Source organism: Candidatus Neoehrlichia procyonis str. RAC413 (assembly GCF_000964795.1).
Classification (GTDB): domain Bacteria; phylum Pseudomonadota; class Alphaproteobacteria; order Rickettsiales; family Anaplasmataceae; genus Neoehrlichia; species Neoehrlichia procyonis.
The window spans coordinates 916,170-938,294 of sequence record NZ_LANX01000001.1; the positions used below are offsets into that span (position 1 = coordinate 916,170).

Here is a 22,125-nt window from a genome sequence, read left to right on the forward strand (position 1 = left end):
TCTATAATTTTTATTTTTACAGTTTAAACTCAATTTTGTTTTCTTGTCCTTTTACAAGTCGTACTATATTATCATAGTGTTGTAATATAACAAATAATGAACACAAAAAATGTACTATAAAATTACTACCCTCATAAAATAAAAAAACAAACAACAAAGATATAATTACTGCAATTATTGAAGATAAAGACGAATATCTAGAAAAATAAAAAACAATTATCCAAGTAATAACAAATGATAATGATAAATTATATTCTAATGCTGACAATACTCCTATAAAAGAAGAAATACCCTTTCCCCCTTTAAATTTTAACCATATGGGAAATATGTGACCTATTACTATAAATAAACTACATATAAACAAGAAGTCTTTGTCGTTTACATACTGTGATAAAATAAAAATTACAATAAACCCTTTTAGTGAATCAAGCACTAACGTTAAAAACGCTAATCCTTTATTTACTCTAAAAACATTTGTAGCACCTATATTTTGTGATCCTACTTTTCGTATATCACCGTATCCTCCAATATGAGATAATATTAATCCAAATGGTATTGAACCTATAATATAGGATAACATTATTATAAAAATCATTATTTTACCATAAATAAAAATATTGTTCTTTTTATAAATGATATTATATAATCTTTGTCAAACAATGAAAATGTTTTGTTATGAGTAGAAGCATATTTTCTGACATTATACAAAATGCACTAAAGGAAGATCTAGGACATAAAGGAGATATTACAAGCAAAAGTATTTTCACAAATAATGAGAAAATACAATTTTTTATAAATTCTAGAGAAGATATGGTTTTATGTGGTACAAAAATAGTAGAAGAAATTTTTAACTTAAATAAAGGCTTCATAAATTTTAAAGTACATAAAAAAGATGGAGATTGCATCAGGAAAAATACAACTATAATTGAAGGAGAAGGAATAGCATTATACGTAATGTCTATTGAAAGAGTAGTTTTAAATTTTTTACAATACTCTTCAGGAATATCATCTATGACAAGACTTTTTGTTAATGAGGTATCTGAAACAAAAGTAAAAATTCGTAGTACTAGGAAAACCACTCCTGGTTTAAGAGTACTAGATAAATATGCGGTAAGTATGGGAGGAGGTGAAAGTTATCGTAGTAAATTAGATGATAAAATAATGATAAAAGATAATCACATTGCTGGATGTGGAAGTGTAACTGCTGCCATTAGTAAAATACAGAAAAATGTCAAGAATGCTTCAATAGCTATTGAATGTGATACTATTAACCAAGTAAAAGAAAGCTTATATTGTGGTGTTGATATGATACTACTTGATAACATGAGTGTTGATGATATAAGTAAAGCTGTAAAAATTATTAATGGGAAAGCAATAATAGAAGCATCTGGAGGAATTAACATTAATAATGTAAAAAATATTGCAAAAACAGGAGTAGACTATATTTCTACAGGAAAAATTACAAATTCTTTTTCTAGTAAGGATATAGGTTTAGATGTTTATTTTTAAGTATTTTAATTACTATAAATTAAAATTTACCTTATAAACATGTATGTAAGAACTATTTTAATATTAAATAAAAAGCTATCTATTATATTAGAGATTAATCGTTCCTTATATTATTTATATATAAAAAACAAACATATTAAGATCTAATATCTTTCCAGAAACTCTTTACCTTTTGAAAAAATCCTGTCGACTGAGGATTGCATTCACTATTATCTTCTTCATCAAAATTCTTTAATAAGTCTTTTTGCTTTTTTGTTAACTTTACAGGAGTTTCAACAATAACTTGTATATACATATCTCCTCTTCTTCCTGGAGAATTTATGTATGGCATTCCTTTCTCTTTTAACCTTATTTTATCTCCATTTTGTGTTCCTTCTGGAATTTTAAATTGTGTCCAAGTACCATCTATTGATGGCATTTCTATATTTCCACCTAATGCTGCAAGAGTCATTTTTATAGGCACATTACAGTAAAGATCTGATGAGCTTCTTGTAAAAAATTTGTGATTTTTGACTTTAACATATACATACAAATCACCGTTTTGAGAACCTCTGTAACCAGCCTCACCTTTGCCATTTATTCTTACTTTATTACCAGTTTCTATACCCTTTGGTACAGCTACAAGTAAGTTTACATCACTTCTTGTTCGTCCACTACCAAAACATTTTTTACATTTATTTTGAATAACCTCTCCTTCCCCGTTACAAACGTGACATGTTCTTTCTATTGTAAAAAATCCTTGTTGAGATCTAATATTACCTACACCATGACATGTGCTACATTGAACAGATTTAGCTGAACCTTCACTTCCACTACCATTACAACTTTGACACTTTACATGTGTTACGTAATTTAAAGGTACTTTAATGCCATTAAAAGAATCTTCTAAAGTTATTTCAATATCAAACCTTAAATCTGATCCTCTACTATTTTCTTGTTTTCTTGATGATCTTTGAGATCTTCCACCAAAACCTCCACCAAATAAATCATTGAATATATCAGAAAAATCTGTAGAAAATCCACTGCTAAAGTCGAATCCACCTGTATTTCCTGTACCTCCACTAAAAGCACTATGTCCATATCGGTCATAAGCAGCCCTTTTTTTATCATCACTTAAAACATCATAAGCTTCTGATAATTTTTTGAATTTCTCTTCTGCTTCTTTATTACCAGGATTTTTATCTGGATGATATTTTAATGCCATTTTTCTGTAGGCTTTTTTTATTTCTTCAGAGGTTGAATTTCTATTGACTCCTAGTAATTCATAGTAATCATTATTACTCATTTTTTTTACTCATAATTAGTATAAATTAATATTTAATTTTGCAAAAATTCAAGTATAAGTTACTTATTTTCAATTTTATTAAAGTCTATAAGTAAATTAAAAACCTGAAGTGCATTAAAAATAGCAAAAAATCTATTTTTGCGTAAGCTTACATTTTCAACACCACATATCTTTACTTTATCCATAAAATTGTTAACAGTGTTACTAAAGAAATATAAGCTGCTTAGAGAATTTTTAAAGTCATTATCCTTTAAAAAAGTTTTTATTTTTTTTTTATAGATTTTTGTATCATAATATAAAGATAATTCACATTCATCAGTAAAAAGCTTTTTATTACATATATGCCTTGAATATATTATGTAGCTTTTGTTTTTTATAGCTTTATCTTTAGCAATAATATTATTTATTCTTTTATAGGCTTTAAGTATTTCTGTTCCTTTATTTGTTTTTATATATTCGTCTATAGTTTGTGCTTTCTGTTTTTCTATTAATAAATCATGAATTTGATCTTGATCTACAATAGCTTTTATTATACTTTTATTGATTTTTTTTTCCTGTAGTATCATTTTAAATCTATTAAGAAAAAAGTTCAATATTTCTTCTGTTAAAGTTTTCTTGTAGTTTTTTATTGTATGTTTTAAATTTTTTATAAAAGTATTTTTACTATCATTAAAATACAAAGATATAGATTTTTCTAAAAGTAGCTTTAATGGTATATTTAATTCATTTTCAAGTATAATTCGAATTATGCTTGTAGCTGTTCTTTTTAAAGCAAAAGGATCTCTAGATCCAGATGACCTTTCGTTTGCTAATGTTAATCCTATAAGACTGTCAGTTTTATCTGCAATAGCAACAGCAACTGATATAGGAGAAGATGGACACTTTTCTTCTGAATTATCAGGCTTATAGTGTTCAGCAATTGCGTTGCAAATTTCTTCAGATTCTCCGAAATACTTTGCATAATAGCTTCCCATTAATCCTTGAAGTTCTGGAAATTCTCTTACTATCAGTGTTGATAAATCAGCTTTTGATAGGAGAGATGCTCTTTCAACTTTAATCAAAGAAGAATGCGGTATCCATAAAGCAATATATTTTGCTAATATTGCCATGCGATTTACCTTATCAATTACTGTACCCAATTTTGCATGAAATAATATATTGCCTAGACCATTTTGGTAATGATCCATATTAAACTTTTTATCTTGATTAATTAAAAAATCAGCATCGGTTAGTCTAGCATTTAAAACCTTTTCATGTCCATGTATTACATTTTCATTTACTGTACTAGCTATAGTAATGAAATGTGTGATTTTATTATCATTATTGAAAACAGCAAGATATCTTTGATGGTTGTGCATGACACATAAAATAACTTCTCTTGGTAAGTTTATAAATTTTTGATTTAATTTTCCCATTATTACAATTGGGTATTCTAAACTTCCGTTTAGTTCATTAATTAATTTTGTATTTTTTTCGCAAGTTAATTTTTTATTAAAAGTTAATTCATGAATTTGGTCTAATATAAATTTCAGTCTTTCCTCTTGATTTAATATTACATATTTCTTCTTAAGATTTATATAATAGTCGTCAATGCTATTAACTTCAAAAAAACTTTGGTCTGATAAAAATTTATTTCCCATAGTTTTATTATTAGATGCAATACCTGCAAATTTTATATGTAATAAATTTTTGTTAATTATACATAATATATTTATTATAGGACGTACCCAGTATTCCTTTGTGGTTCCCCATTTCATTTTTTTTTCCCATGGGAAATTTTTCATCATGTTTTCTAACATAATACAAAAATAGTCTTCTATGTTAACAGAACTACTATCTACTGATTCAGCAAAATAAAATTTTTCATCACCAATTTTGTATATACTTAATTCATTTAGGTTTTTTTTCACCTTTTTTAAAAATTCTTCTATATCTCTAATACTAGAATTTATGTTAGGACCTTTTATTTTTATGACATTATGAATTTTTTTTGCTTTTATTTCTGTTATAATTAACGATATTCTGCTTGCAGAGACAAAAACATTTAATGAGTTAAATTCAATATTACCTTTTTTAAGCTCATCTTTTACATATAAATTAATATGTGAAATAGCTTTTATTTGCATTTTTGGAGGAATATCCTCTGATAAGCATTCAAATAGTAAATCTGAGGACATATCAATTTTTTCCACTATTCATTTTATTGTATAAATTGCAACATAAGCTTGCTAGCTTTCTAACACGTAATATGTACGCAGCTCGTTCGTTAACACCAATTACTCCTCTGGAATCTAGCAAGTTTAAAATATGACTGGTTTTTATACACAAGTCATATGCAGCTAAGGGGAGATTTTTTTCTATTAAAAATACGCACATCTCTTCATTTTTTTTAAATTGTTCAAATAAAAAATCTATATTATAATAATCTAGTGATAAACAAGAGAATTCATATTCTCTTTGTTTAAAAATTTGTCCATATGTTATTCCTGAATCATTCCACGTTATATCGTACACGTTATCTATGTTTTGTACGATCATAGCTATACGCTCTAAGCCATAAGCTATTTCTCCTGATATTAAAGAACATTCAATTCCACCAATTTGTTGCATATACGTAAATTGTGTTATTTCCATTCCATTACAAGAAACTTCCCATCCAAGTCCCCATGCTCCAATACTAGGATTCTCCCAATCATCTTCAATGAACTTTATATCGTATTTTTTTGTAGATATTCCTATCTTTTCTAAACTTTTTAAATAGTCATTTTGTAAAGTTGAGCATGATGGCTTTATTATTACTTGATACTGATGGTGTTGGTATAAGCGATTAGGATTTTTACCATATCTACCATCTGATGGTCTGATAACAGGTTGTATGTACGATAGTTTTGCAGAAGTATTAGAAATAGCAGTAATTGAAGTTGCAGGATGAAGAGTAGCTGCACCAACTTCGGAGGTATATGGATGTAGTGTAGTACAGCCATAATCTTCCCAGTAATCCTGTAATGTTTTTATGATATTTTGAAAATTCACGTTAATCTAATGTATTACCTTTACTATTATATATCTGCAATAAATAGCTATACAAGATTTATTTTTAATACAATTTTATATGAAGTTAATCGAAAGATTAACATAACTTATTTTTCTTGCATTTTTATTATGTTTATATAATCATTTATTAACTGGCAAGTAGTAATTTATATATAACAAATTATTTATATAAAAAATAATTTTCAATTGGGGTGTAGCCAAGTGGTAAGGCAACGGTTTTTGATACCGTCATTCGAAGGTTCGATCCCTTCCACCCCAGCTTATGTAACTAAATTTTGTAGATAATTATGTTTTTTTATAGGTTTATGTTACTTTCTTACATATTAAGTAACATGAAAGGTATTTTCTCTAAAATAATTTTTTTTATCATATTTAGTTATCTTGTTTCTGCTACGTTAATAATTTTTACGGAAGGGTTTTCTGAAATTTTTGTATATAAAAATCCTAAAAACGTTTACATTTATTCTTTTAATTATTTTAAATGGTATTACTATAATTTAGATACATTAACTTATAGTAGAGTTTTTAAAATAGGTTCAGCATTTATTTTTCCTTATTGGATACAAATTACTATTTGGAACATAAAATGGAAAAGTTTGCTATTATATATTTTTAGATATATTTTTGGATTGTTTTCTTTTTATACAAAAAAAAGTATTCCATATAATAATTATGATAAAGAAATCACTAACGATATTTGTTTTATCAAAAATTCATTTATGAGAAATATTGAATCTTCAATTGATAATATGATGTGTGATATTTTTAATGTAAATAATAAAGTACCTTCTCAAAATTATAATATAGATGTAAATTTTATAAAAAGTTCAACTATTAGGAAAATTGAAGGATTAGTGGATAACATGATTTATGAAGTACTAATGTTAAATCGAAGAATTGATAAAAAGTAAATAATTAATGTATATCAGCTGTTTTATCAGAAATTTAGCAAATTTATATAATAAAATGTAAATTATTTAATATTTAATTAAACTATAAATTTTAAAAATTGGTATTTTAACTAATTAGTAATTATTTTATGGCAAATGACTTTGTATGTGTTGGTATAATAACATCACCTCATGGAGTGAAAGGATATGTCAAAATAAAAATTTTTGCTAAAGATATAACACAGTTTGTATCTTATGGAACATTAACAGATAAAGTAGATACGTATGTAATTAACGTGATTTCTATCGTAAGCGATGACATAATAATTGTACAAATTCAAAACATCACTTCAAGAAGTGAAGCGGAAAAACTGAGAAATAAGCATTTATATATAAAAAAAACAAAGCTATTACCTCTAAATAAAGATGAATTTTATCATGCTGAATTAATAGGACTAAAAGTTCTTTTTAAAAATAAAGTTGAATATGGATTCATTAAAGCAGTACATAATTTTGGGTCATGTGATATTATAGAGTTGTCATTATTAAATAAAAAAAGTTCTGTCATGCTTCCTTTTACGGAAGATATTTTTCCGGATATTAACATAAAAGAAGGATACTTAATAGTATCTTTACCAGAAATTATAGGAAGTAAGTAATGATTTTTAATATATTGACAATATTTCCACATATGTTTCCTGGACCACTAAGCTACTCTATTATAGGAAATGCTCTAAAAAAAGGTATTTGGTCACTTAACATTATAGATATTAGATCATTTGCACACGATAAGCATAAGACTGTTGATGATAGGCCTTATGGAGGTGGACCAGGAATGATAATGAAAGCTGACGTTATAGGGTTGGCAGTAGATCATGTTATTAGTAATTATCCTAATACAAAACTAATTTATATGTCGCCTAGTGGAGAAAAATTGGAACAACATATTTCTAGACAAATTATACATTTTTCTAATATAACAATATTATGTGGTCGTTTTGAAGGTATAGACAAGAGAGTTTTAGATTTTTATAAGTTTAGAGAAATTAGTATAGGGGATTATGTTTTATCTGGAGGTGAGCTTGCTTCCATGGTATTGATAGATTCTTGTATTAGGCTTGTTCCTGGAATAATTGGTAACTATAATAGTTTGATTAGTGAAAGTTTTAATAACGGATTAGAATATCCTCAGTATACTAGGCCACAAAAATGGATGGGATTGGATGTTCCAAGTATATTATTGTCTGGTAATCATAAAAAAATAAATGAATGGAAAAAAAAGCAATCTTATGATATAACACTAAAAAGGCGTCCTGAATTGACAAAAAGGTAGAGGAAAAAATAATGAACAAAATACTAAAAAATTTTAATGATCAACAAATGAAAATGCTATCAAAAAATATACCTACTTTTAGTCCTGGAGATACATTAAAGGTAAGTATACGTGTTTCAGATGGTTTAACTGATCGTATACAAGTATTTGAAGGTGTTTGCATAAAAAAAAGAAATAATGGTCTTCACTCTTCTTTTACGTTACGTAAAATAAGTCATAATGAAAGCATACAATTACAGGTATTTTTTTATTCTCCTGCATTGCATTCTGTTGAAGTAATTAAGCTAGGAAAAGTACGTAGAGCAAAGCTTTACTATATGTTAAATTTATTTGGTAAATCTGCGAGAATAAAAGAACGTAATGATAAATTGAAAAAAACATCTTAAGAGCACATACTTGATGCTGTAAGGATGATAATCCTATTATGTTTATGTTTCTTATGTACTTTGATAGTATATTTGATGTAAACTTTGTATTTTATAGTTATTGTATTATTATTAAGTGTATATAGTTAATGTGCTATTTGCATAAAGTTTTAAATAGTTTAATAATCTAAAAGTTTATAAGTTTATTATAGTTAGCAGTTTTTAAAACAGATATTAAGTAATGCACCAAAATGTTATAAATTAATATTGTTTTTAATCATATTAACAATACAATCAATAGCTGCACTAGCAGCTTTTGTTTGTATTTTATATCTTGATATTTTTCCAAAATTATATTCTTTTATAATTTCTTTATAATTAGAAGTTATGCAACCTATATATACTAATCCGACTAATTTATCACTTTGTACAATTTTCATGTTATTTATTTCTTCATATGGACTAGCAAATCCTGTTATAGAAATTGAAATATTTGCTAAGGGAGAAATATTTAAAGCTTCCATAGCCATTAAACGAGATACTTCTTTGCTAACTGTACCAAATTTACATATAATATCTCTATTTATGTTTAATACACTAATTTTAGATTCATTCGAATATGTTACAAAAGAAGCATAAAGAATTTTTGAAGCGCCAGGTATGGAAGAAAAAAGAAATGATAATAAACCACCTGTACAAGATTCAGCTAAAACAATTTTTAAATTATTTTTTGATAAATAAGAAATACATCTTCTTGCTTTTTCTATTAAGTACTTATTATTTAACATGTTAAGTATCTGTTAGGAATAGTATATTTGCAATAATAGAAAAATAATACTATTATAACAACAAAGTTATTAAAGTTCATTTAAATGATAACCATTACATCTTCTTTGTGTAAACAAACATTTAATGTAGGTTCTACGGGATTTGATGTAATTGCATCTTTATTTCCACAAATTAAGGATTCGATAGTTGTTTTAAAAATAAATGATGTTCTGTGTGACTTGTCAGTAAAAATATTTAGTAATAGTACTGTTGAGCCAATTACTATAGACAGTGATATTGGAGTAAATATTATACGTAAAGATACAATGTATATTATGGCAATGGCTGTTCAAGAAATTTTTCATAATGCTAAATTAGGTACAGGATCAATAACTAAAGATGGTTTTTACTATGATTTTGCTATAGATCATGCTTTTTCTACCGAAGATATTAAGCTCATAGAGAAAAAGATGCTAGAAATCATAAGTCATAAAGGGAAGTTTATACGTAGAGTATGGAAAAAACAAGAAGCTATAGACTTTTTTCTTAGCATAAAGGAGAGTTATAAAGTTGAGATAGTGCGTAGTGAATTAGAAAATCAGGATATTACTGTATATCAACAAGGTAATTTTGTAGATATTTGTAGTGGTCCACACTCTCCTTCTACACAATCAATAAAAGCCTTTAAATTAATGAAGATTTCTGGAGTTTATTGGAAAGGTGATTCAAATAACCCTATGTTTCAACGTATATATGGTACAGCATGGTCTAAATCTCAAGATTTAAAATCATATTTAATATATCTTGAAGAAGTAGAAAAAAGAGACCATAGAAAAATAGCAAAGGAATTGGATTTATTTCACATACAAGGTGAAGCTGTAGGGCAAATATTTTGGCATAATAAAGGATGGACAATATATCGTATAATAGAAGATTATATAAGAAAAAAGCTAAAAAATAATGGATATATTGAGGTAAAAACTCCAATGTTAATAAACAGAGAATTATGGGAAAAATCTGGACATTGGGATAAGTTTCGTGAAAATATGTTTTTAAGTAAAATAGATGAAAATGAATTGTCAATAAAGCCAATGAATTGTCCATGTCATGTACAAATTTTTAATTCTAAAATTCAAAGTTATCGTGACTTGCCTATACGTATGGCAGAATTTGGTACATGCCATAGGTATGAATCGTCAGGATCTTTACATGGATTAATGAGGGTACGGGGATTTACTCAAGATGATGCTCATATTTTTTGTACAGAAGATCAAATTACTTTAGAAACTTTAAATTTCTGTAATTTACTACAAGAAGTGTATAAAGATTTTGGTTTTTATGATATAAAGGTAAAATTTTCAGATCGTCCAAATAAAAAAATAGGTAGTGATGAAATATGGGATAAAGCTGAAAAATCATTAAAGGATTCTATTAAATCTGCAAATTTAAGTTATACATTAAATCCAGGAGAAGGAGCATTTTATGGACCAAAAATAGAATTTATATTGAAAGATGCTATAGGTAGAGAATGGCAATGTGGAACTTTACAATTAGATTTTGTTTTACCAAGTCGTTTGAACGCTGTTTATACAGGAAGAGATGGAGAAAAACATCATCCTGTAATGATTCATAGAGCTATTTTAGGAACATTTGAGAGATTTATAGGTATTTTAATAGAACATTATGCAGGAAAGTTTCCTGTATGGCTTTCTCCTGTACAGCTAGTTATATTAACAATTACTAATGATTCAGAAAATTATGCTCAGCAACTAAAGTTAAAAGCTGAACAACATAATATAAGAGTTGAAGTTAATACAACAAATGAAAATATTAATTATAAAGTACGCTATTATTCTTCTAAAAAAGTACCAATTATGTGGATAGTAGGTAAAAGTGAGGTTGAACAAAATTCTGTTTCTATAAGATATTTAGGTTCTTCTAATCAACATACTGTATCTATTGATAAAGCATTGAAAACATTGTTAAGTTATGCTAGCATCTCATAATTATTGTATTTAGGTTAAAATTTGAAAACGAATAAATTTTCTCAAAAAAATAAAATTAATGATCTTATTACTGCTAAAAAGGTAAAGCTTGTTGATACAAATGGTGTTATGATAGGAATTGTTGATATAGAGGATGCACTATCTAGAGCAAAGCTTGCTAATTTAGATTTAGTAGAAATAGTTTCAGATGATGAGTTTCCTCTATGTAAAATATTTGACTATAGTAAGCATAGATATAGTAATAAGAAGAAAATCAATGATTCAAAGAAAAAGCAAAAAATTATCTCTATTAAAGAGCTTAAATTCAGGTTGAATATCGGAGATAATGATTACAATATTAAATTAGGAAATTTAAGAAATTTTATCGAAAAAGGAAACAAAGTTAAGATATCCTTAAGGTTTATTGGTAGGGAAATTTTGCATCCAGAAGTAGGAATGAATGTTTTAGAGCGTTTAATTTCAGATACCCAAGATATTGCAAAGCCAGAAGTTCTTCCAAAAAAAGAAGGCAATGTTTTAAGTATGGTATTATGTGCAAAATAGCTTTATGTTATTAACTTATTATACCAGCTTTTATTACATTTTATTATTATGTTGCGTGTATTGTTCTTTTTAGAGTATTGTAAATTAATACACAAGCTAAAATTTATTATGTTTTGAACTAATTCTGGCCACTCAATAATACCAACATTATCTGTAACCATGTCTAAAAATCCAATTTCATATACTTCGTTAATAGACTTTAGTCTGTAGAAGTCTGCATGGTATATAATAAATTTACTACATTGGTATTCATTTATTAAACTAAAAGTAGGACTGCAAACATCTTCATTTGGCAAGAAAGTGTTAATTATAAATCTAGAAATTACTGTCTTACCTACTCCTAGCTCACCAGTTAAAGATAATGAATCCCCTTTTTCTAAATTTACAGCAATTTTACTGGCTAATACTGAAACAAACTTTAAATTTACAGAATTATAAGTTAAATTTATCTTTTCTTCTTCTTTCAAAACTTTTATTTACGATCCCCTAACAAGTGAAGCAAATTAAGAAATATATTTACATAATTAAAATATAAACTGGTTGCTCCCATAATAGCCATTTTATTAACAGTAATGTCCGATCCATCATTAAATTTGTAATACATATCCTTTATTCTTTGAGCATCGTAAGCTGTCATAGCTGTGAATACAATTACAGCAACTATAGAAATAGCAAATTGAAGAGGCTGACTACCTAAAAATATATTAACTAAAGAAGCTATTACTAGGCCAACTACACCCATCATTAGAAATGTACTGAATTGTGATAAATCCTTTTTTGTTACATTACCATACCATGCCATTATACCAAACATAGAAGAAGAAATAAAAAATACTTTAGCTATACTTTCAGCAGTGTATATCATAAATATATATGATATGGATACTCCTATCAGTGCTGAAAAACTAAAAAATATCACTATTACAGACTGAAAACTAAGGGTATTTAACTTATATGACATAAAAAACACTAAAACAATAGGTGCTATCATAACAACCCAATGTAATGGTGTGTTATATACCATCATCATCAGAGAATTAGAAGATGAAAATATAAGAGCAACAACTCCTGTTAGTCCTAATGCCATGGCCATATAATTATAAATTTTAATTAAATAATTTCTAAGCCCAGTACAATAATACGTATTTTTAAATTGTACACTATAGTTATTGTTCATAAAAGTTTAGACCCTTAAATTTTAAACTATACATTTTAACACTAAATAAGCAAAAATTCAACACTAAAAATTAAAAAGTTATAAATCAAAACATAACTATTATTATGGTGATTTAATATTAAATTGTATATTTGTTGTTCTATAACATATGCCTATATACTAACAATAAATAAAGGTGATTTTTATCTTTTATATTAGTACTAAACTTTTTGTACTTATTAACTTATCCATTAATTCTTACAATTTTTTGCAATACTAAATTTAGAGGTAATAGAACATACTTTATGTAAAAAGTAAAAATTAACAATGTAATAGATATGCTTATACGAAGAAGATTAACAACTATACATTAGTATAATGAAAGTTAACAAAGGTTTTTATTAAAATGTGTAGGTGTGAGTTCTTTATGTTTTTATGAATATGAATTAGGTAAATCTTTATTATTAGTTTTTATATTATTTTTTAGAAAATCATATAATAAAATATTAAACCTATTTTAAAAATTTCTACTATAATATATGTTAATGGTACCTGAATCATAGCAATGCTATTAAAGGACAATTATCACATTTTTAGGATTTTTATGCATGCAAAAATTTTGTAAAACTCTTCTTTATTTATATATTTTGTACAATTAATTTTTTTGATATATATTAATCCTGGATCACTTAATTGGTATTAATAACACACTAATAGTTGTTACTAGTTTAGGGAAAAAATTACTGCTTGTTTAACATTTTTATATAAATAAAAAGGATTTAATATTTACATTTACATAAAATAACTATAAAGCTAGTCCCCAATTTTATATACGAAAGCATCTTACTGATAAAAAATGTAATAGCATTAAAAACGCTTAAATTGTATGGTAAGGAATAGAAAAAAGTTTTTCTAATTTATTTGATAGCAAAATATAGTAGTTTTAAATTTTTATAATGCTAAAAATTAATAGAAGCTGTATGTATAGCATCTGCAATTGCAACTATTGTTCTAAAAGATTTATTTATAGTCAAAATGACAGTAGGAGATGATAAAGGTAACTTAATAGAAAGACATGTATGAGTACACATTCAATTGTAGTACTGATCAGTCTGTTATAGATGTAGATAAATATTTTTTTGCTCGTATATATTTGTGATGATAATTTGCACAGTATATATTTAGGAATACTAAATATGATTAAAAGTAACTTTGCATGTATATTGCTTAACAGCTACTTATTTAGCATTATTACTTCAAGTATACTAATGGTGTTATTATAGTTGTATATTTTACATATAATGCAAATAAATAAGTGTAAGCTTTATAAAGTACATTACAGTAAAATTTATCTTACACCGTTAATAACGTACCTATAACTATTTTTGACAAAAAAATTATTGCATCAATAATCGCTTTAAATAATAACGATAATATTTTTCATAATTTTATTACTAAACTCAAAACTGAAATACAAGTTGCCTTATATTGTTATGTTAGATATTTTTTTAAGAAAATTGTTAAATTTAATAATCTAACAGCAAATGCCCATTCATTGTCATACCATGCTGATATATAACATAGATTATTATCAGTTACACATGTCTCTGATAAATCTACTATTGCGCTATAAGTCGTATGAGTAAAATCTATGGAAACTAATTTTTCATTAGTAAATGATATAATTTCAGAATTTATAGATTTATTTTTTATAATATTATTGATTTCATTTTTGTTAGTTTCTTTTACAGTATTAAATACTATATTGGCCATAGATACATTAGGAGTTGGAACTCTTATAGCAGTCCCGTTTAATTTTCCTTTAAGATGAGGAATTACTAATTCTATAGTTTTTGTTGCTCCAGTGGTTGTAGGAATTATTGACATCATACATGCTCTAGCTCTTCTAATGTCTTTATGATTATTATCAACTAAATTTTGATCATTTGTATATGAGTGTATTGTAGTAATAAATCCGTTTTTTATTCCTACATTATTATCCATTAATTTAATAATAGGTGCTATACAATTTGTTGTACATGATCCTGCAGAGATTATATTATGATTCTTTTCTAGAATATTATTATTTATTCCATAAATGATAGTACAATCAGGATTTAAAACAGGAGCTGAAACTATAACTTTTTGAACTGTAGATCCAAGATGTTTCTGGGATAGTTCCTTTGTATTAAATTTTCCTGTACATTCTAATACGACTTCAACACCATGTTCTTGCCAAGGTATATTAGCTGGATCTTTTTCTGAAAATAATGAAATAACATTATCACATATTTTAATTTCTTTAGAACTGCAGTTTACATTATATCTAAATTTTCCATGAACAGAATCATATTGTATTAAATGTCTATGAATATCTATGCTAGTTGAGCCGTTAATAGCTACTAATTCTACTTGATCATTAAAATTTAATTCATAAATTGCTCTTAATACACATCTTCCTATTCTTCCCAATCCGTTTATTCCAATTTTAATTTTTTTCACATTTTACCTTATTTTAACATATTAGCATTACAATATCACCAAGAGCTTTTATTATAAAAACAAAAAACAATATCTATCAAGAATAAAAATTTATTGATATTGTACAATAATTGTTAGTTTTTAGTTTATGAATGCACATAAATTAATGTTTTTGTAAGTATGACAGGTATTAATTACTTGGATAATAAGTAAAACAATTTATAATAATTTCTCTTTATTTTTACTTTAAGAAAAGAAAACTTTATTATTTATGTAGATCAATTATTGATAAACTATAAAGGTGTTCTTAATATTATGTCACATGCAGTACAAATATCAGCAATTTATAAAGATAATATAAATCGCTACTTTAGTATTAAAAAAAATGACTATGTAAAAATATTTTATAATAAATCAAAAAATCAAGATTTAGTTTTATGCCATACTATATTAAAAGAATTATATAATATAGAAAAAATAAATTATGTTAGACAGACAATTATTATGACAGTAGTAATATTGTCAATTTTTATCAGTATGTGTACTTTGCTACAATCATCTGTGTCTTATATAAACATTTTACAAAATAAGCCATTTAAGATAATGGAGCTTTTAGCAGTAATTTTGTGTGGGTCTTCTCTTTTATGCGGAATACTGTTAGTAGGATATATAGAAAGAAAAAAAAAGAACATAAGCATTGCCTTAAGAAAAATACAACTAAAACAACTAGTAGAACTTGAATTACAATCTTACATGTATAAAAATCCTACTTCTAATAATGAAAAAGTAATTTTATTTTTGAATAGTTACGGAAATAGCGTTGACTTATTTGGTACGATGCTTTCTACCATTGTACAAACAATATCTTTTATTAGTATGGTATGCATGATATATGGTTATAATCTTAATAATAAAATTACCAGTAATTCAAAATTTAATTTACAATATATAGGTATAGTAGGTGCTGTATTATGTTTCATTTCTCCGTTAATGTTCTTGATAGCGAATATATTGCAAAACAAAAATAAATCTAAAGAAAATTTTCAAAAAATAGAATATCATAAAACTTTAATATTTACAGCCATGTCTGTGGGAACAGGGATGGTTCTTATTGGTAAAATTTTACTTTCTTTAAAAGCTATGCATGCATCTCCTATAGGAATTATTACGATTATTATTGGTAGGGCAATTTACTGTGCAGGATATGCTATTTTTATATATCAAAATAGTAAAAATATTTATAAAATTAATACGCAAATCTGCAATGCAAAAATAAAACTTTATAATGATAAAAAATCCTTTTTATATTCTCAAAATTTTAGGCAAGATATGATTTAACCATTAAAATACCTGCTAAGAGTAGTTGATTTGTAAGTTAAACTTGTACATTTATATTTTAAGATTTTGCTTTTATATTTACCTTATTTTAATAAATTTATTTATATAATGCTGCGGGTATAAAATTATAAGCTAATAGTTAGTAGTAAATAATCAAGTTTAAGTTAACAAAATGTAAGGTTCTCTTAAAGCTTATCATGAAAAAAGTATACAATCAATCAAGAATTTGATTATTTTACAATTTTATAATATAATGCGCAAAACGTACATAATTTATTAATGGTATGCTTCATGTTAAGAATAAGACAACACTATCTCCCACTTGAAGACGATAATGTACACACTAATAATCATTTTAGTTATAATTTAACAAAAGATAGTGAAAATTATAACTTTTATAGCAAACTAACAATACAAAATTTAGTCTTATATAAGGCAATATTAGAAGAATCAAAAAAAGATAAAGAAAGAAATTACATAAGGCAAATTGCTATTATGTTTTCTAGTATTTTATTTGTAAGTATTTGGATATCTTGTATTTTGTTTCCTAATATCAACATAAGTGTTGTAACAAAAAAACAATTATATATGTTTATAGAAATTTTAGCGCTATCTGGGTGTTATGTTTTTTTAGCATGTGGATTAATATTAGTTGGGCACATAGGAAAAAAAAGGCAACATTTAGGCATGCTTTTAACGACAATAAATCCCGATCACGTAAAAAAGCTAGGGTTGCAATCTTATTTATGTAAGAGTTACGTTGAAGCTCATAGCAAACGTGAAAAAATAATAAAAATTCTTAATAACCATTGTAATAAAGTTGATCTATGTGGTACAACATTTACTACTTCTATGCAGACAATTAGTGTTATTAACAAAATAATGATAACGTGTGGCCTACTTTTTGATGTTTGTAGTATTTCTATAAGCAAAAAGTTTAATTTGCAAGGAGTGGTAGATATTATAGGAAACATCTTATTTTTTTCTTCAACATTAATGCTTTTAACATCTAATATACTACAGAATTCTGTTAATAAATCTAAAGGAGAATATCAAAAATCTGAAGATAAAAAAACTACTTTATCACTTATAAATATATCTATGGGAGCCGCATTAATTTTGTTTGGTAAAGTTTTAGTTGCTTTAGAGGATACAAAAAGTATCTCATATAATTTTCTTGGATTAGATAAGAACATTTCTTTAGGACTTATTGTTCGTGTTTTTGGTATGATAATTTTCTGTATAGGATATGGTTTTATAATATACAAAAATCGTTGCGATATTTCTAAAACTGGAAAAGAAATTAATGAAATAAGGGAACATATAAAAGCTTCTAGTATTTCAGTTAATAGAACCTAGATTCAGTACATCATTATTTAAAACCAGATTAATAATGCAATAACTTTTTTATCAAAAATAGTTATAGGCACGTTATTAATGGTGTAAGATAAATTTTACTATAATGTTATTTTTAATAAAGCTTACATTTATTTACTTGCATTGTATGTAAAATATATAAATAACACCATTAGTATACTTAAGTAGTAATGCTAAATAGTAGTTGTTAAGTAATTATGTGTGTAAAGAGTTACTTTATAAAATTAACCATAGAGCTTATCATATTTTGTATTCCTAAATATATACTATACAAATTATCGTTACGCATATATGCGGAACAAGAAAATATTTTATTTTCTGTGTCTGTAACAGATTGATCAGTACTACAATTAATGTGTATTCCTCCCAATCTTTCTATTAAGTGATCTTTATCATCTCCTATTGTTACTTTAACTTTAACTAAGTCTTTTAGAGAAATAGTTACAATTGCAGGTGCTATACATACAGCTCCTATTAATTTTTTAGCATTATAAAAGTTTAAAATAGTATTTTTTATATCAGGAATTACTTCCACTATATTTTGGTTGTCAAATAAATTAGAAAAATTTTTTGCTACTCCGTATCCTCCAGGAATTACTAACATGCTAAAATCTTCGGTTCTTATGTCATTAATATCATAAATTTCACCCCTAGATATTCTAGCAGATTCTATTAGAATATTTCTAACATCTCTAGAGTTTTCCTTATTAATATGATTTATGACTTGTTTTTGATTTATATTTGGAGCAAAACACTCAAATTCTATGCCATGTCTATCAAGCTCAAGCATGACCAAAACTGTTTCTCTAATCTCTGAACCATCTAAGTGGCCACATCCAGATAAAATTACTGCAGACTTTAAATTCATAAAACTCCTTGAATAATGCACTGAACTTTACTTATATATGTTTTTATATTTTTTTATTATAAAAAATATTAAAAAAGATACAATGTTATAGATAAGCTATAATAATTAACTTGAAGTATAAAATAACATATTTTAAATTATATTATAAACTGTAACAAACATTATATACTTTTTAAAATTGTGGCTAATAGTTTTTTATTGATACTTATTATAAAATAGAATTATAATGTAATGGGTAACATAAGCAAAAAACTTGTGAAGTCGGTCAGGTTAGAAATAAAGCAGCCGTAGCAATGTCTTTTTGGGTTATGTTATCCTTTGTGATTTTAACTTGTAAATATGAATCTTGCATTAAAGTATAGACCACATAATTTTAAAGATTTAATTGGGCAAGAAGTTTTAGTTCAAATTTTGCAGAATTCATTCCACTTAAATAAAATTCCTAGTTCTATATTATTAGTTGGATCAAGTGGTGTTGGTAAAACTACTTCTGCACGTATTATATCCTTATGCTTAAATTGCTCTTTAGGTCCGACATTAAATCCTTGCAATAACTGTGTGAATTGTAAATCTATAATAAATTCTAGTAATGTGGATGTAATAGAAATTGATGCTGCAAGTAATACCAGCATAGAAGACATAAAAATTATACTGGAAAATTCATATTATTTGCCTATTAGCTGTAAATTTAAGGTTTATATAATAGATGAAGTACATATGCTTTCTAATAGTGCATTTAATGCACTTCTTAAAACGTTAGAAGAACCATCATCTCATGTAAAATTTATTTTAGCGACAACGGAAGTAAAAAAAGTACCTAATACAGTTGTATCTAGGTGTCAAAGGTTCGATTTGGAAAGAGTATCATTTTCTAACTTAAGAAAACATATAAGAGAGATAGCTATAAGAGAGAGTTTTTTATTTGATGAAGAAAGTATAAATTTAATAGCTAATAATTCTGAGGGATCTGTAAGAAATGCTTTGCTTCTTTTAGAGCAGTCAGCTATATATACAAATAATAATCTTTCTGAAAAAGAAGTGAGAAGATTATTAGGATGTACAAGTAAACAAGATTTAATAAATATATTTGAATCAGTAATATTAGGAAATCCTTTAAAAGCTCTTGAAGATTTTAAAATAGCATGCAAATCCATAACTCCTTTTATAGTATTAAGTGATATGCTACAGCTTATTTATGATATGTGCCTGTTATTAATTAAAAAAAAAAACGATCTTATAGAAGATAACATGAAACAATTAATAAAATTACCTAATGAGAAAGTCCGTTCTGCTATATTTTTATCAAGACTATGGCAAGCCTTATTTAAAGGGTTACAAGAAATTAAATACTCTGATTATATTTATCAGGCTGCTGAGATGTTGATTATTAGGCTGTGCTATTTATCAAATTTACCTTCACCAAAACAGATTGTTAATAAACTTTATCAAGAAAAGAAATCCTATAAAAATTCAACATCTATATTACAGAAATTATTAAATTTACTAAAAGAAAATAATAGACATGATTTGTATGATCACTTAAATAATAGCAATCCTGAAATTTTTTGTGAAGTTGATAAATTAGTATTTGCAACTTCTTACACATTTCCTAATAATTTTTCTAATATGCTAGAAGACTTTTTACAAGGTTTAACTAATAAAAAATGGACTATAACAATTAAAGAAAAAATTGATATTAAAAATAACGGAAATTCATGTTATAGTGAAATTGTTCAAAATATACTAAATGAGTTTAATGGAGCAAAAGTTATTAGTATAAAAAAATTAAATAATTAATAGTTTTAAGGTAGGTGACAATGTCATTTGATAGCAAACAATTTTCTAGCTTACAAAATATTATACAAAAAAAACTTTCTGAATTTCAAAATCATCAAAAGACGCAAGTTTTTGAAGGATCAGCTCTGGGAGGTAAAGTATCAGTAAAATTGTCTTTATCTAATATTATAAATTATCAAGTTCAGGAAGTAAAACTTGACCCTTCTTTACTATCAGAAAAATCTATTTTAATAGAAGACTTAATTAAAGCAGCACTTAATGATGCTTTTAAAAAATCTTCAGATTATAATACAAATCTTATGAGCTCACTAATGTCGTTTAATATGTAGAGAAAAATAAATGAGTTATAAAATAGCTGTTGTAGGGGCAACAGGGAATGTTGGGAGGGTAATAATTAATATTTTAGCACAAAGGTTATTTCCTTTAAAAAATGTTGTAGCACTAGCATCAAAAAAATCTTTTGGAAAAAAAATAAGCTATGGTGAAAAAGAAGATATTTCTTGTGAAGTATTAGATGGATATGATTTTTCTGGAATTGACATAGCTATATTTGCTGCTGGAGCATCAGTTGCGGAACAATATGTAGAAAAAGCCACATCTCAAGGGTGTATAGTAATAGATAATTCTTCTTTTTTTCGAATGGATAAAGATGTACCGCTAATTGTTCCTGAGGTTAATTATTATGATATACAAAATTACAAAAAAAAATATGTAATATCTAATCCTAATTGTTCTACCATACAAATGGTTATTGTATTAAATCCTTTACATAAAATATCTAGAATAAAGAGAGTTGTAGTATCTACTTATCAATCAACTTCAGGAGCAGGAAAAGCTGCTATGGATGAATTGTATAATCAAACTAAGGGAATGTTTATGAACAAAAATATAAGACCTCAACAATTTACCAAGCAAATTGCTTTTAATTGTATTCCTCACATAGATGTTTTTATGAAAAATGGTTCAACTAAAGAAGAATGGAAAATGAAAGTAGAAACACAAAAAATTTTGGATAAGGAAATAAAGGTAAGTGCTACATGTGTAAGAGTACCTGTATTTGTATCTCATTCTGAATCTTTGAATATTGAATTTACTTCTAGAGTTTCAGAACAAGAAGCTATTGAAGCTTTAGAAAAAACACCTGGAGTGTTAGTGTTGGATAGAAGAAAAGATGGTGGATATGCAACCCCTATTGATTGTGTAAATGATGATTATGTTTATGTTTCAAGAATAAGGAAAGATGATACGGTACCATATGGATTAAATATGTGGGTAGTAGGAGATAATCTAAGAAAAGGTGCAGCATTAAATGCAGTTCAAATATCAGAAATTTTAATGCAAGAATATTTATAAAC

22 protein-coding genes, 1 tRNA gene and 1 other RNA gene are annotated in these 22,125 nt (G+C 26.0%); 14 read left to right on the forward strand and 10 right to left on the reverse strand.

The annotated features are described in order from the left end of the window. Positions 1-16: 16 nt before the first annotated feature. On the reverse strand, positions 17-595 hold the full coding sequence (gene plsY / locus NLO413_RS03410; RefSeq protein WP_045809101.1) for a glycerol-3-phosphate 1-O-acyltransferase PlsY: 579 nt from the start codon (positions 593-595) through the stop codon (positions 17-19). 80 nt (positions 596-675) lie between these two features. On the opposite strand from plsY, the gene nadC reads away from it, so the two are divergent. Continuing rightward, complete coding sequence (gene nadC / locus NLO413_RS03415; RefSeq protein WP_045809102.1) at positions 676-1,509, forward strand: carboxylating nicotinate-nucleotide diphosphorylase; 834 nt, start codon at positions 676-678, stop codon at positions 1,507-1,509. A 136-nt stretch (positions 1,510-1,645) separates the two neighbouring features. On the opposite strand, the gene dnaJ is transcribed toward nadC, so the two are convergent. The 3 genes from dnaJ to NLO413_RS03430 are packed head-to-tail and all read right to left on the reverse strand — an operon-like array spanning position 1,646 to position 5,827. After that, the gene (dnaJ, locus tag NLO413_RS03420; protein ID WP_045809103.1) at positions 1,646-2,794 is read right to left on the reverse strand and encodes a molecular chaperone DnaJ; all 1,149 of its coding nucleotides are present in this window, start codon (positions 2,792-2,794) and stop codon (positions 1,646-1,648) included. A 59-nt stretch (positions 2,795-2,853) separates the two neighbouring features. Beyond that, positions 2,854-4,971 (reverse strand): glycine--tRNA ligase subunit beta, encoded by a 2,118-nt coding sequence (gene glyS / locus NLO413_RS03425; protein ID WP_045809397.1) that lies wholly within the window; start codon positions 4,969-4,971, stop codon positions 2,854-2,856. 1 nt (position 4,972) lies between these two features. Further along, a complete protein-coding gene (locus NLO413_RS03430) occupies positions 4,973-5,827 on the reverse strand; it encodes a glycine--tRNA ligase subunit alpha (protein ID WP_045809104.1) in 855 nt (284 codons plus the stop codon). A 208-nt stretch (positions 5,828-6,035) separates the two neighbouring features. On the opposite strand from NLO413_RS03430, the gene NLO413_RS03435 reads away from it, so the two are divergent. The 5 genes from NLO413_RS03435 (at position 6,036) to rplS (ending at position 8,457) form a co-directional block, all read left to right on the forward strand. Continuing rightward, positions 6,036-6,107, forward strand: a tRNA-Gln gene (locus tag NLO413_RS03435). Positions 6,108-6,153: 46 nt separating this feature from the next. Next, positions 6,154-6,759 carry a hypothetical protein gene (locus NLO413_RS03440; RefSeq protein WP_052690384.1) on the forward strand — a complete coding sequence of 202 codons (606 nt, stop codon included), beginning with the start codon at positions 6,154-6,156 and terminating at the stop codon, positions 6,757-6,759. A 128-nt stretch (positions 6,760-6,887) separates the two neighbouring features. Then, positions 6,888-7,397, forward strand: coding sequence for a ribosome maturation factor RimM (rimM, locus tag NLO413_RS03445; protein WP_045809105.1), 510 nt, complete (start codon positions 6,888-6,890; stop codon positions 7,395-7,397). Next, positions 7,397-8,071, forward strand: a complete 675-nt coding sequence (trmD, locus tag NLO413_RS03450; protein ID WP_045809106.1) for a tRNA (guanosine(37)-N1)-methyltransferase TrmD — start codon at positions 7,397-7,399, stop codon at positions 8,069-8,071. Before rimM ends, trmD begins: the two co-directional genes overlap by 1 nt. A gap of 11 nt (positions 8,072-8,082) precedes the next feature. Next, positions 8,083-8,457, forward strand: a complete 375-nt coding sequence (rplS, locus tag NLO413_RS03455; RefSeq protein ID WP_045809107.1) for a 50S ribosomal protein L19 — start codon at positions 8,083-8,085, stop codon at positions 8,455-8,457. Positions 8,458-8,690: 233 nt separating this feature from the next. Here the strand turns inward: rplS and NLO413_RS03460 are convergent, their stop codons facing one another. Continuing rightward, positions 8,691-9,224 carry a CinA family protein gene (locus tag NLO413_RS03460; protein ID WP_045809108.1) on the reverse strand — a complete coding sequence of 178 codons (534 nt, stop codon included), beginning with the start codon at positions 9,222-9,224 and terminating at the stop codon, positions 8,691-8,693. An 84-nt stretch (positions 9,225-9,308) separates the two neighbouring features. On the opposite strand from NLO413_RS03460, the gene thrS reads away from it, so the two are divergent. Together thrS and infC are read left to right on the forward strand one after the other, a co-directional pair. Then, positions 9,309-11,210 (forward strand): threonine--tRNA ligase, encoded by a 1,902-nt coding sequence (thrS, locus tag NLO413_RS03465; protein ID WP_045809109.1) that lies wholly within the window; start codon positions 9,309-9,311, stop codon positions 11,208-11,210. 21 nt (positions 11,211-11,231) lie between these two features. Then, positions 11,232-11,753 (forward strand): translation initiation factor IF-3, encoded by a 522-nt coding sequence (gene infC / locus NLO413_RS03470; RefSeq protein WP_045809110.1) that lies wholly within the window; start codon positions 11,232-11,234, stop codon positions 11,751-11,753. 2 nt (positions 11,754-11,755) lie between these two features. Here infC and tsaE read toward each other — a convergent pair whose 3' ends face one another. The 4 genes from tsaE to gap all read right to left on the reverse strand — a co-directional run bounded on the left by tsaE (position 11,756) and on the right by gap (position 15,402). Beyond that, a complete protein-coding gene (tsaE, locus tag NLO413_RS03475; RefSeq protein ID WP_232295914.1) occupies positions 11,756-12,220 on the reverse strand; it encodes a tRNA (adenosine(37)-N6)-threonylcarbamoyltransferase complex ATPase subunit type 1 TsaE in 465 nt (154 codons plus the stop codon). A 5-nt stretch (positions 12,221-12,225) separates the two neighbouring features. After that, positions 12,226-12,930 (reverse strand): Bax inhibitor-1/YccA family protein, encoded by a 705-nt coding sequence (locus tag NLO413_RS03480; RefSeq protein ID WP_045809111.1) that lies wholly within the window; start codon positions 12,928-12,930, stop codon positions 12,226-12,228. Positions 12,931-13,868: 938 nt separating this feature from the next. Continuing rightward, on the reverse strand, positions 13,869-14,000 hold the full coding sequence (locus NLO413_RS04965; protein ID WP_269744825.1) for a hypothetical protein: 132 nt from the start codon (positions 13,998-14,000) through the stop codon (positions 13,869-13,871). Positions 14,001-14,400: 400 nt separating this feature from the next. Then, on the reverse strand, positions 14,401-15,402 hold the full coding sequence (gene gap, locus NLO413_RS03485; protein WP_045809400.1) for a type I glyceraldehyde-3-phosphate dehydrogenase: 1,002 nt from the start codon (positions 15,400-15,402) through the stop codon (positions 14,401-14,403). Between the two features lie 303 nt (positions 15,403-15,705). Here gap and NLO413_RS03490 point away from each other — a divergent pair, with 303 nt between their 5' ends. After that, positions 15,706-16,728, forward strand: coding sequence for a hypothetical protein (locus tag NLO413_RS03490; protein ID WP_045809112.1), 1,023 nt, complete (start codon positions 15,706-15,708; stop codon positions 16,726-16,728). Between the two features lie 291 nt (positions 16,729-17,019). Continuing rightward, entirely contained in the window at positions 17,020-18,087 is a 1,068-nt protein-coding gene (locus tag NLO413_RS03495; RefSeq protein ID WP_045809113.1) for a hypothetical protein, read from the forward strand. Between the two features lie 229 nt (positions 18,088-18,316). Here the strand turns inward: NLO413_RS03495 and elbB are convergent, their stop codons facing one another. After that, positions 18,317-18,973: an isoprenoid biosynthesis glyoxalase ElbB gene (elbB, locus tag NLO413_RS03500; protein WP_045809114.1), complete on the reverse strand. Its 657-nt coding sequence runs from the start codon at positions 18,971-18,973 to the stop codon at positions 18,317-18,319. Positions 18,974-19,203: 230 nt separating this feature from the next. On the opposite strand from elbB, the gene ffs reads away from it, so the two are divergent. From ffs to NLO413_RS03515, 4 genes are all read left to right on the forward strand, one after another. Continuing rightward, positions 19,204-19,296: signal recognition particle sRNA small type (ffs, locus tag NLO413_RS04815), an RNA gene on the forward strand. Positions 19,297-19,312: 16 nt separating this feature from the next. Then, complete coding sequence (dnaX, locus tag NLO413_RS03505; RefSeq protein WP_045809115.1) at positions 19,313-20,770, forward strand: DNA polymerase III subunit gamma/tau; 1,458 nt, start codon at positions 19,313-19,315, stop codon at positions 20,768-20,770. A 20-nt stretch (positions 20,771-20,790) separates the two neighbouring features. Continuing rightward, the gene (locus NLO413_RS03510) at positions 20,791-21,099 is read left to right on the forward strand and encodes a YbaB/EbfC family nucleoid-associated protein (RefSeq protein WP_045809116.1); all 309 of its coding nucleotides are present in this window, start codon (positions 20,791-20,793) and stop codon (positions 21,097-21,099) included. Positions 21,100-21,109: 10 nt separating this feature from the next. Next, the gene (locus NLO413_RS03515) at positions 21,110-22,123 is read left to right on the forward strand and encodes an aspartate-semialdehyde dehydrogenase (protein ID WP_045809117.1); all 1,014 of its coding nucleotides are present in this window, start codon (positions 21,110-21,112) and stop codon (positions 22,121-22,123) included. Positions 22,124-22,125 lie beyond the last annotated feature (2 nt).

Bases quoted from the DNA above. Each gene is read 5' to 3' on its own strand.
- dnaX (WP_045809115.1), top strand. From the start codon at position 19,313: ATGAATCTTGCATTAAAGTATAGACCACATAATTTTAAAGATTTAATT.
- dnaJ (WP_045809103.1), bottom strand. From the start codon at position 2,794: ATGAGTAATAATGATTACTATGAATTACTAGGAGTCAATAGAAATTCA.
- NLO413_RS03515 (WP_045809117.1), top strand. From the start codon at position 21,110: ATGAGTTATAAAATAGCTGTTGTAGGGGCAACAGGGAATGTTGGGAGG.
- rplS (WP_045809107.1), top strand. From the start codon at position 8,083: ATGAACAAAATACTAAAAAATTTTAATGATCAACAAATGAAAATGCTA.
- glyS (WP_045809397.1), bottom strand. From the start codon at position 4,971: ATGTCCTCAGATTTACTATTTGAATGCTTATCAGAGGATATTCCTCCA.
- plsY (WP_045809101.1), bottom strand. From the start codon at position 595: ATGATTTTTATAATAATGTTATCCTATATTATAGGTTCAATACCATTT.
- NLO413_RS04965 (WP_269744825.1), bottom strand. From the start codon at position 14,000: ATGTGTACTCATACATGTCTTTCTATTAAGTTACCTTTATCATCTCCT.
- elbB (WP_045809114.1), bottom strand. From the start codon at position 18,973: ATGAATTTAAAGTCTGCAGTAATTTTATCTGGATGTGGCCACTTAGAT.
- nadC (WP_045809102.1), top strand. From the start codon at position 676: ATGAGTAGAAGCATATTTTCTGACATTATACAAAATGCACTAAAGGAA.
- thrS (WP_045809109.1), top strand. From the start codon at position 9,309: ATGATAACCATTACATCTTCTTTGTGTAAACAAACATTTAATGTAGGT.
- NLO413_RS03440 (WP_052690384.1), top strand. From the start codon at position 6,154: ATGTTACTTTCTTACATATTAAGTAACATGAAAGGTATTTTCTCTAAA.
- rimM (WP_045809105.1), top strand. From the start codon at position 6,888: ATGGCAAATGACTTTGTATGTGTTGGTATAATAACATCACCTCATGGA.
- NLO413_RS03495 (WP_045809113.1), top strand. From the start codon at position 17,020: ATGTTAAGAATAAGACAACACTATCTCCCACTTGAAGACGATAATGTA.
- NLO413_RS03490 (WP_045809112.1), top strand. From the start codon at position 15,706: ATGTCACATGCAGTACAAATATCAGCAATTTATAAAGATAATATAAAT.
- trmD (WP_045809106.1), top strand. From the start codon at position 7,397: ATGATTTTTAATATATTGACAATATTTCCACATATGTTTCCTGGACCA.
- NLO413_RS03510 (WP_045809116.1), top strand. From the start codon at position 20,791: ATGTCATTTGATAGCAAACAATTTTCTAGCTTACAAAATATTATACAA.
- NLO413_RS03480 (WP_045809111.1), bottom strand. From the start codon at position 12,930: ATGAACAATAACTATAGTGTACAATTTAAAAATACGTATTATTGTACT.
- NLO413_RS03460 (WP_045809108.1), bottom strand. From the start codon at position 9,224: ATGTTAAATAATAAGTACTTAATAGAAAAAGCAAGAAGATGTATTTCT.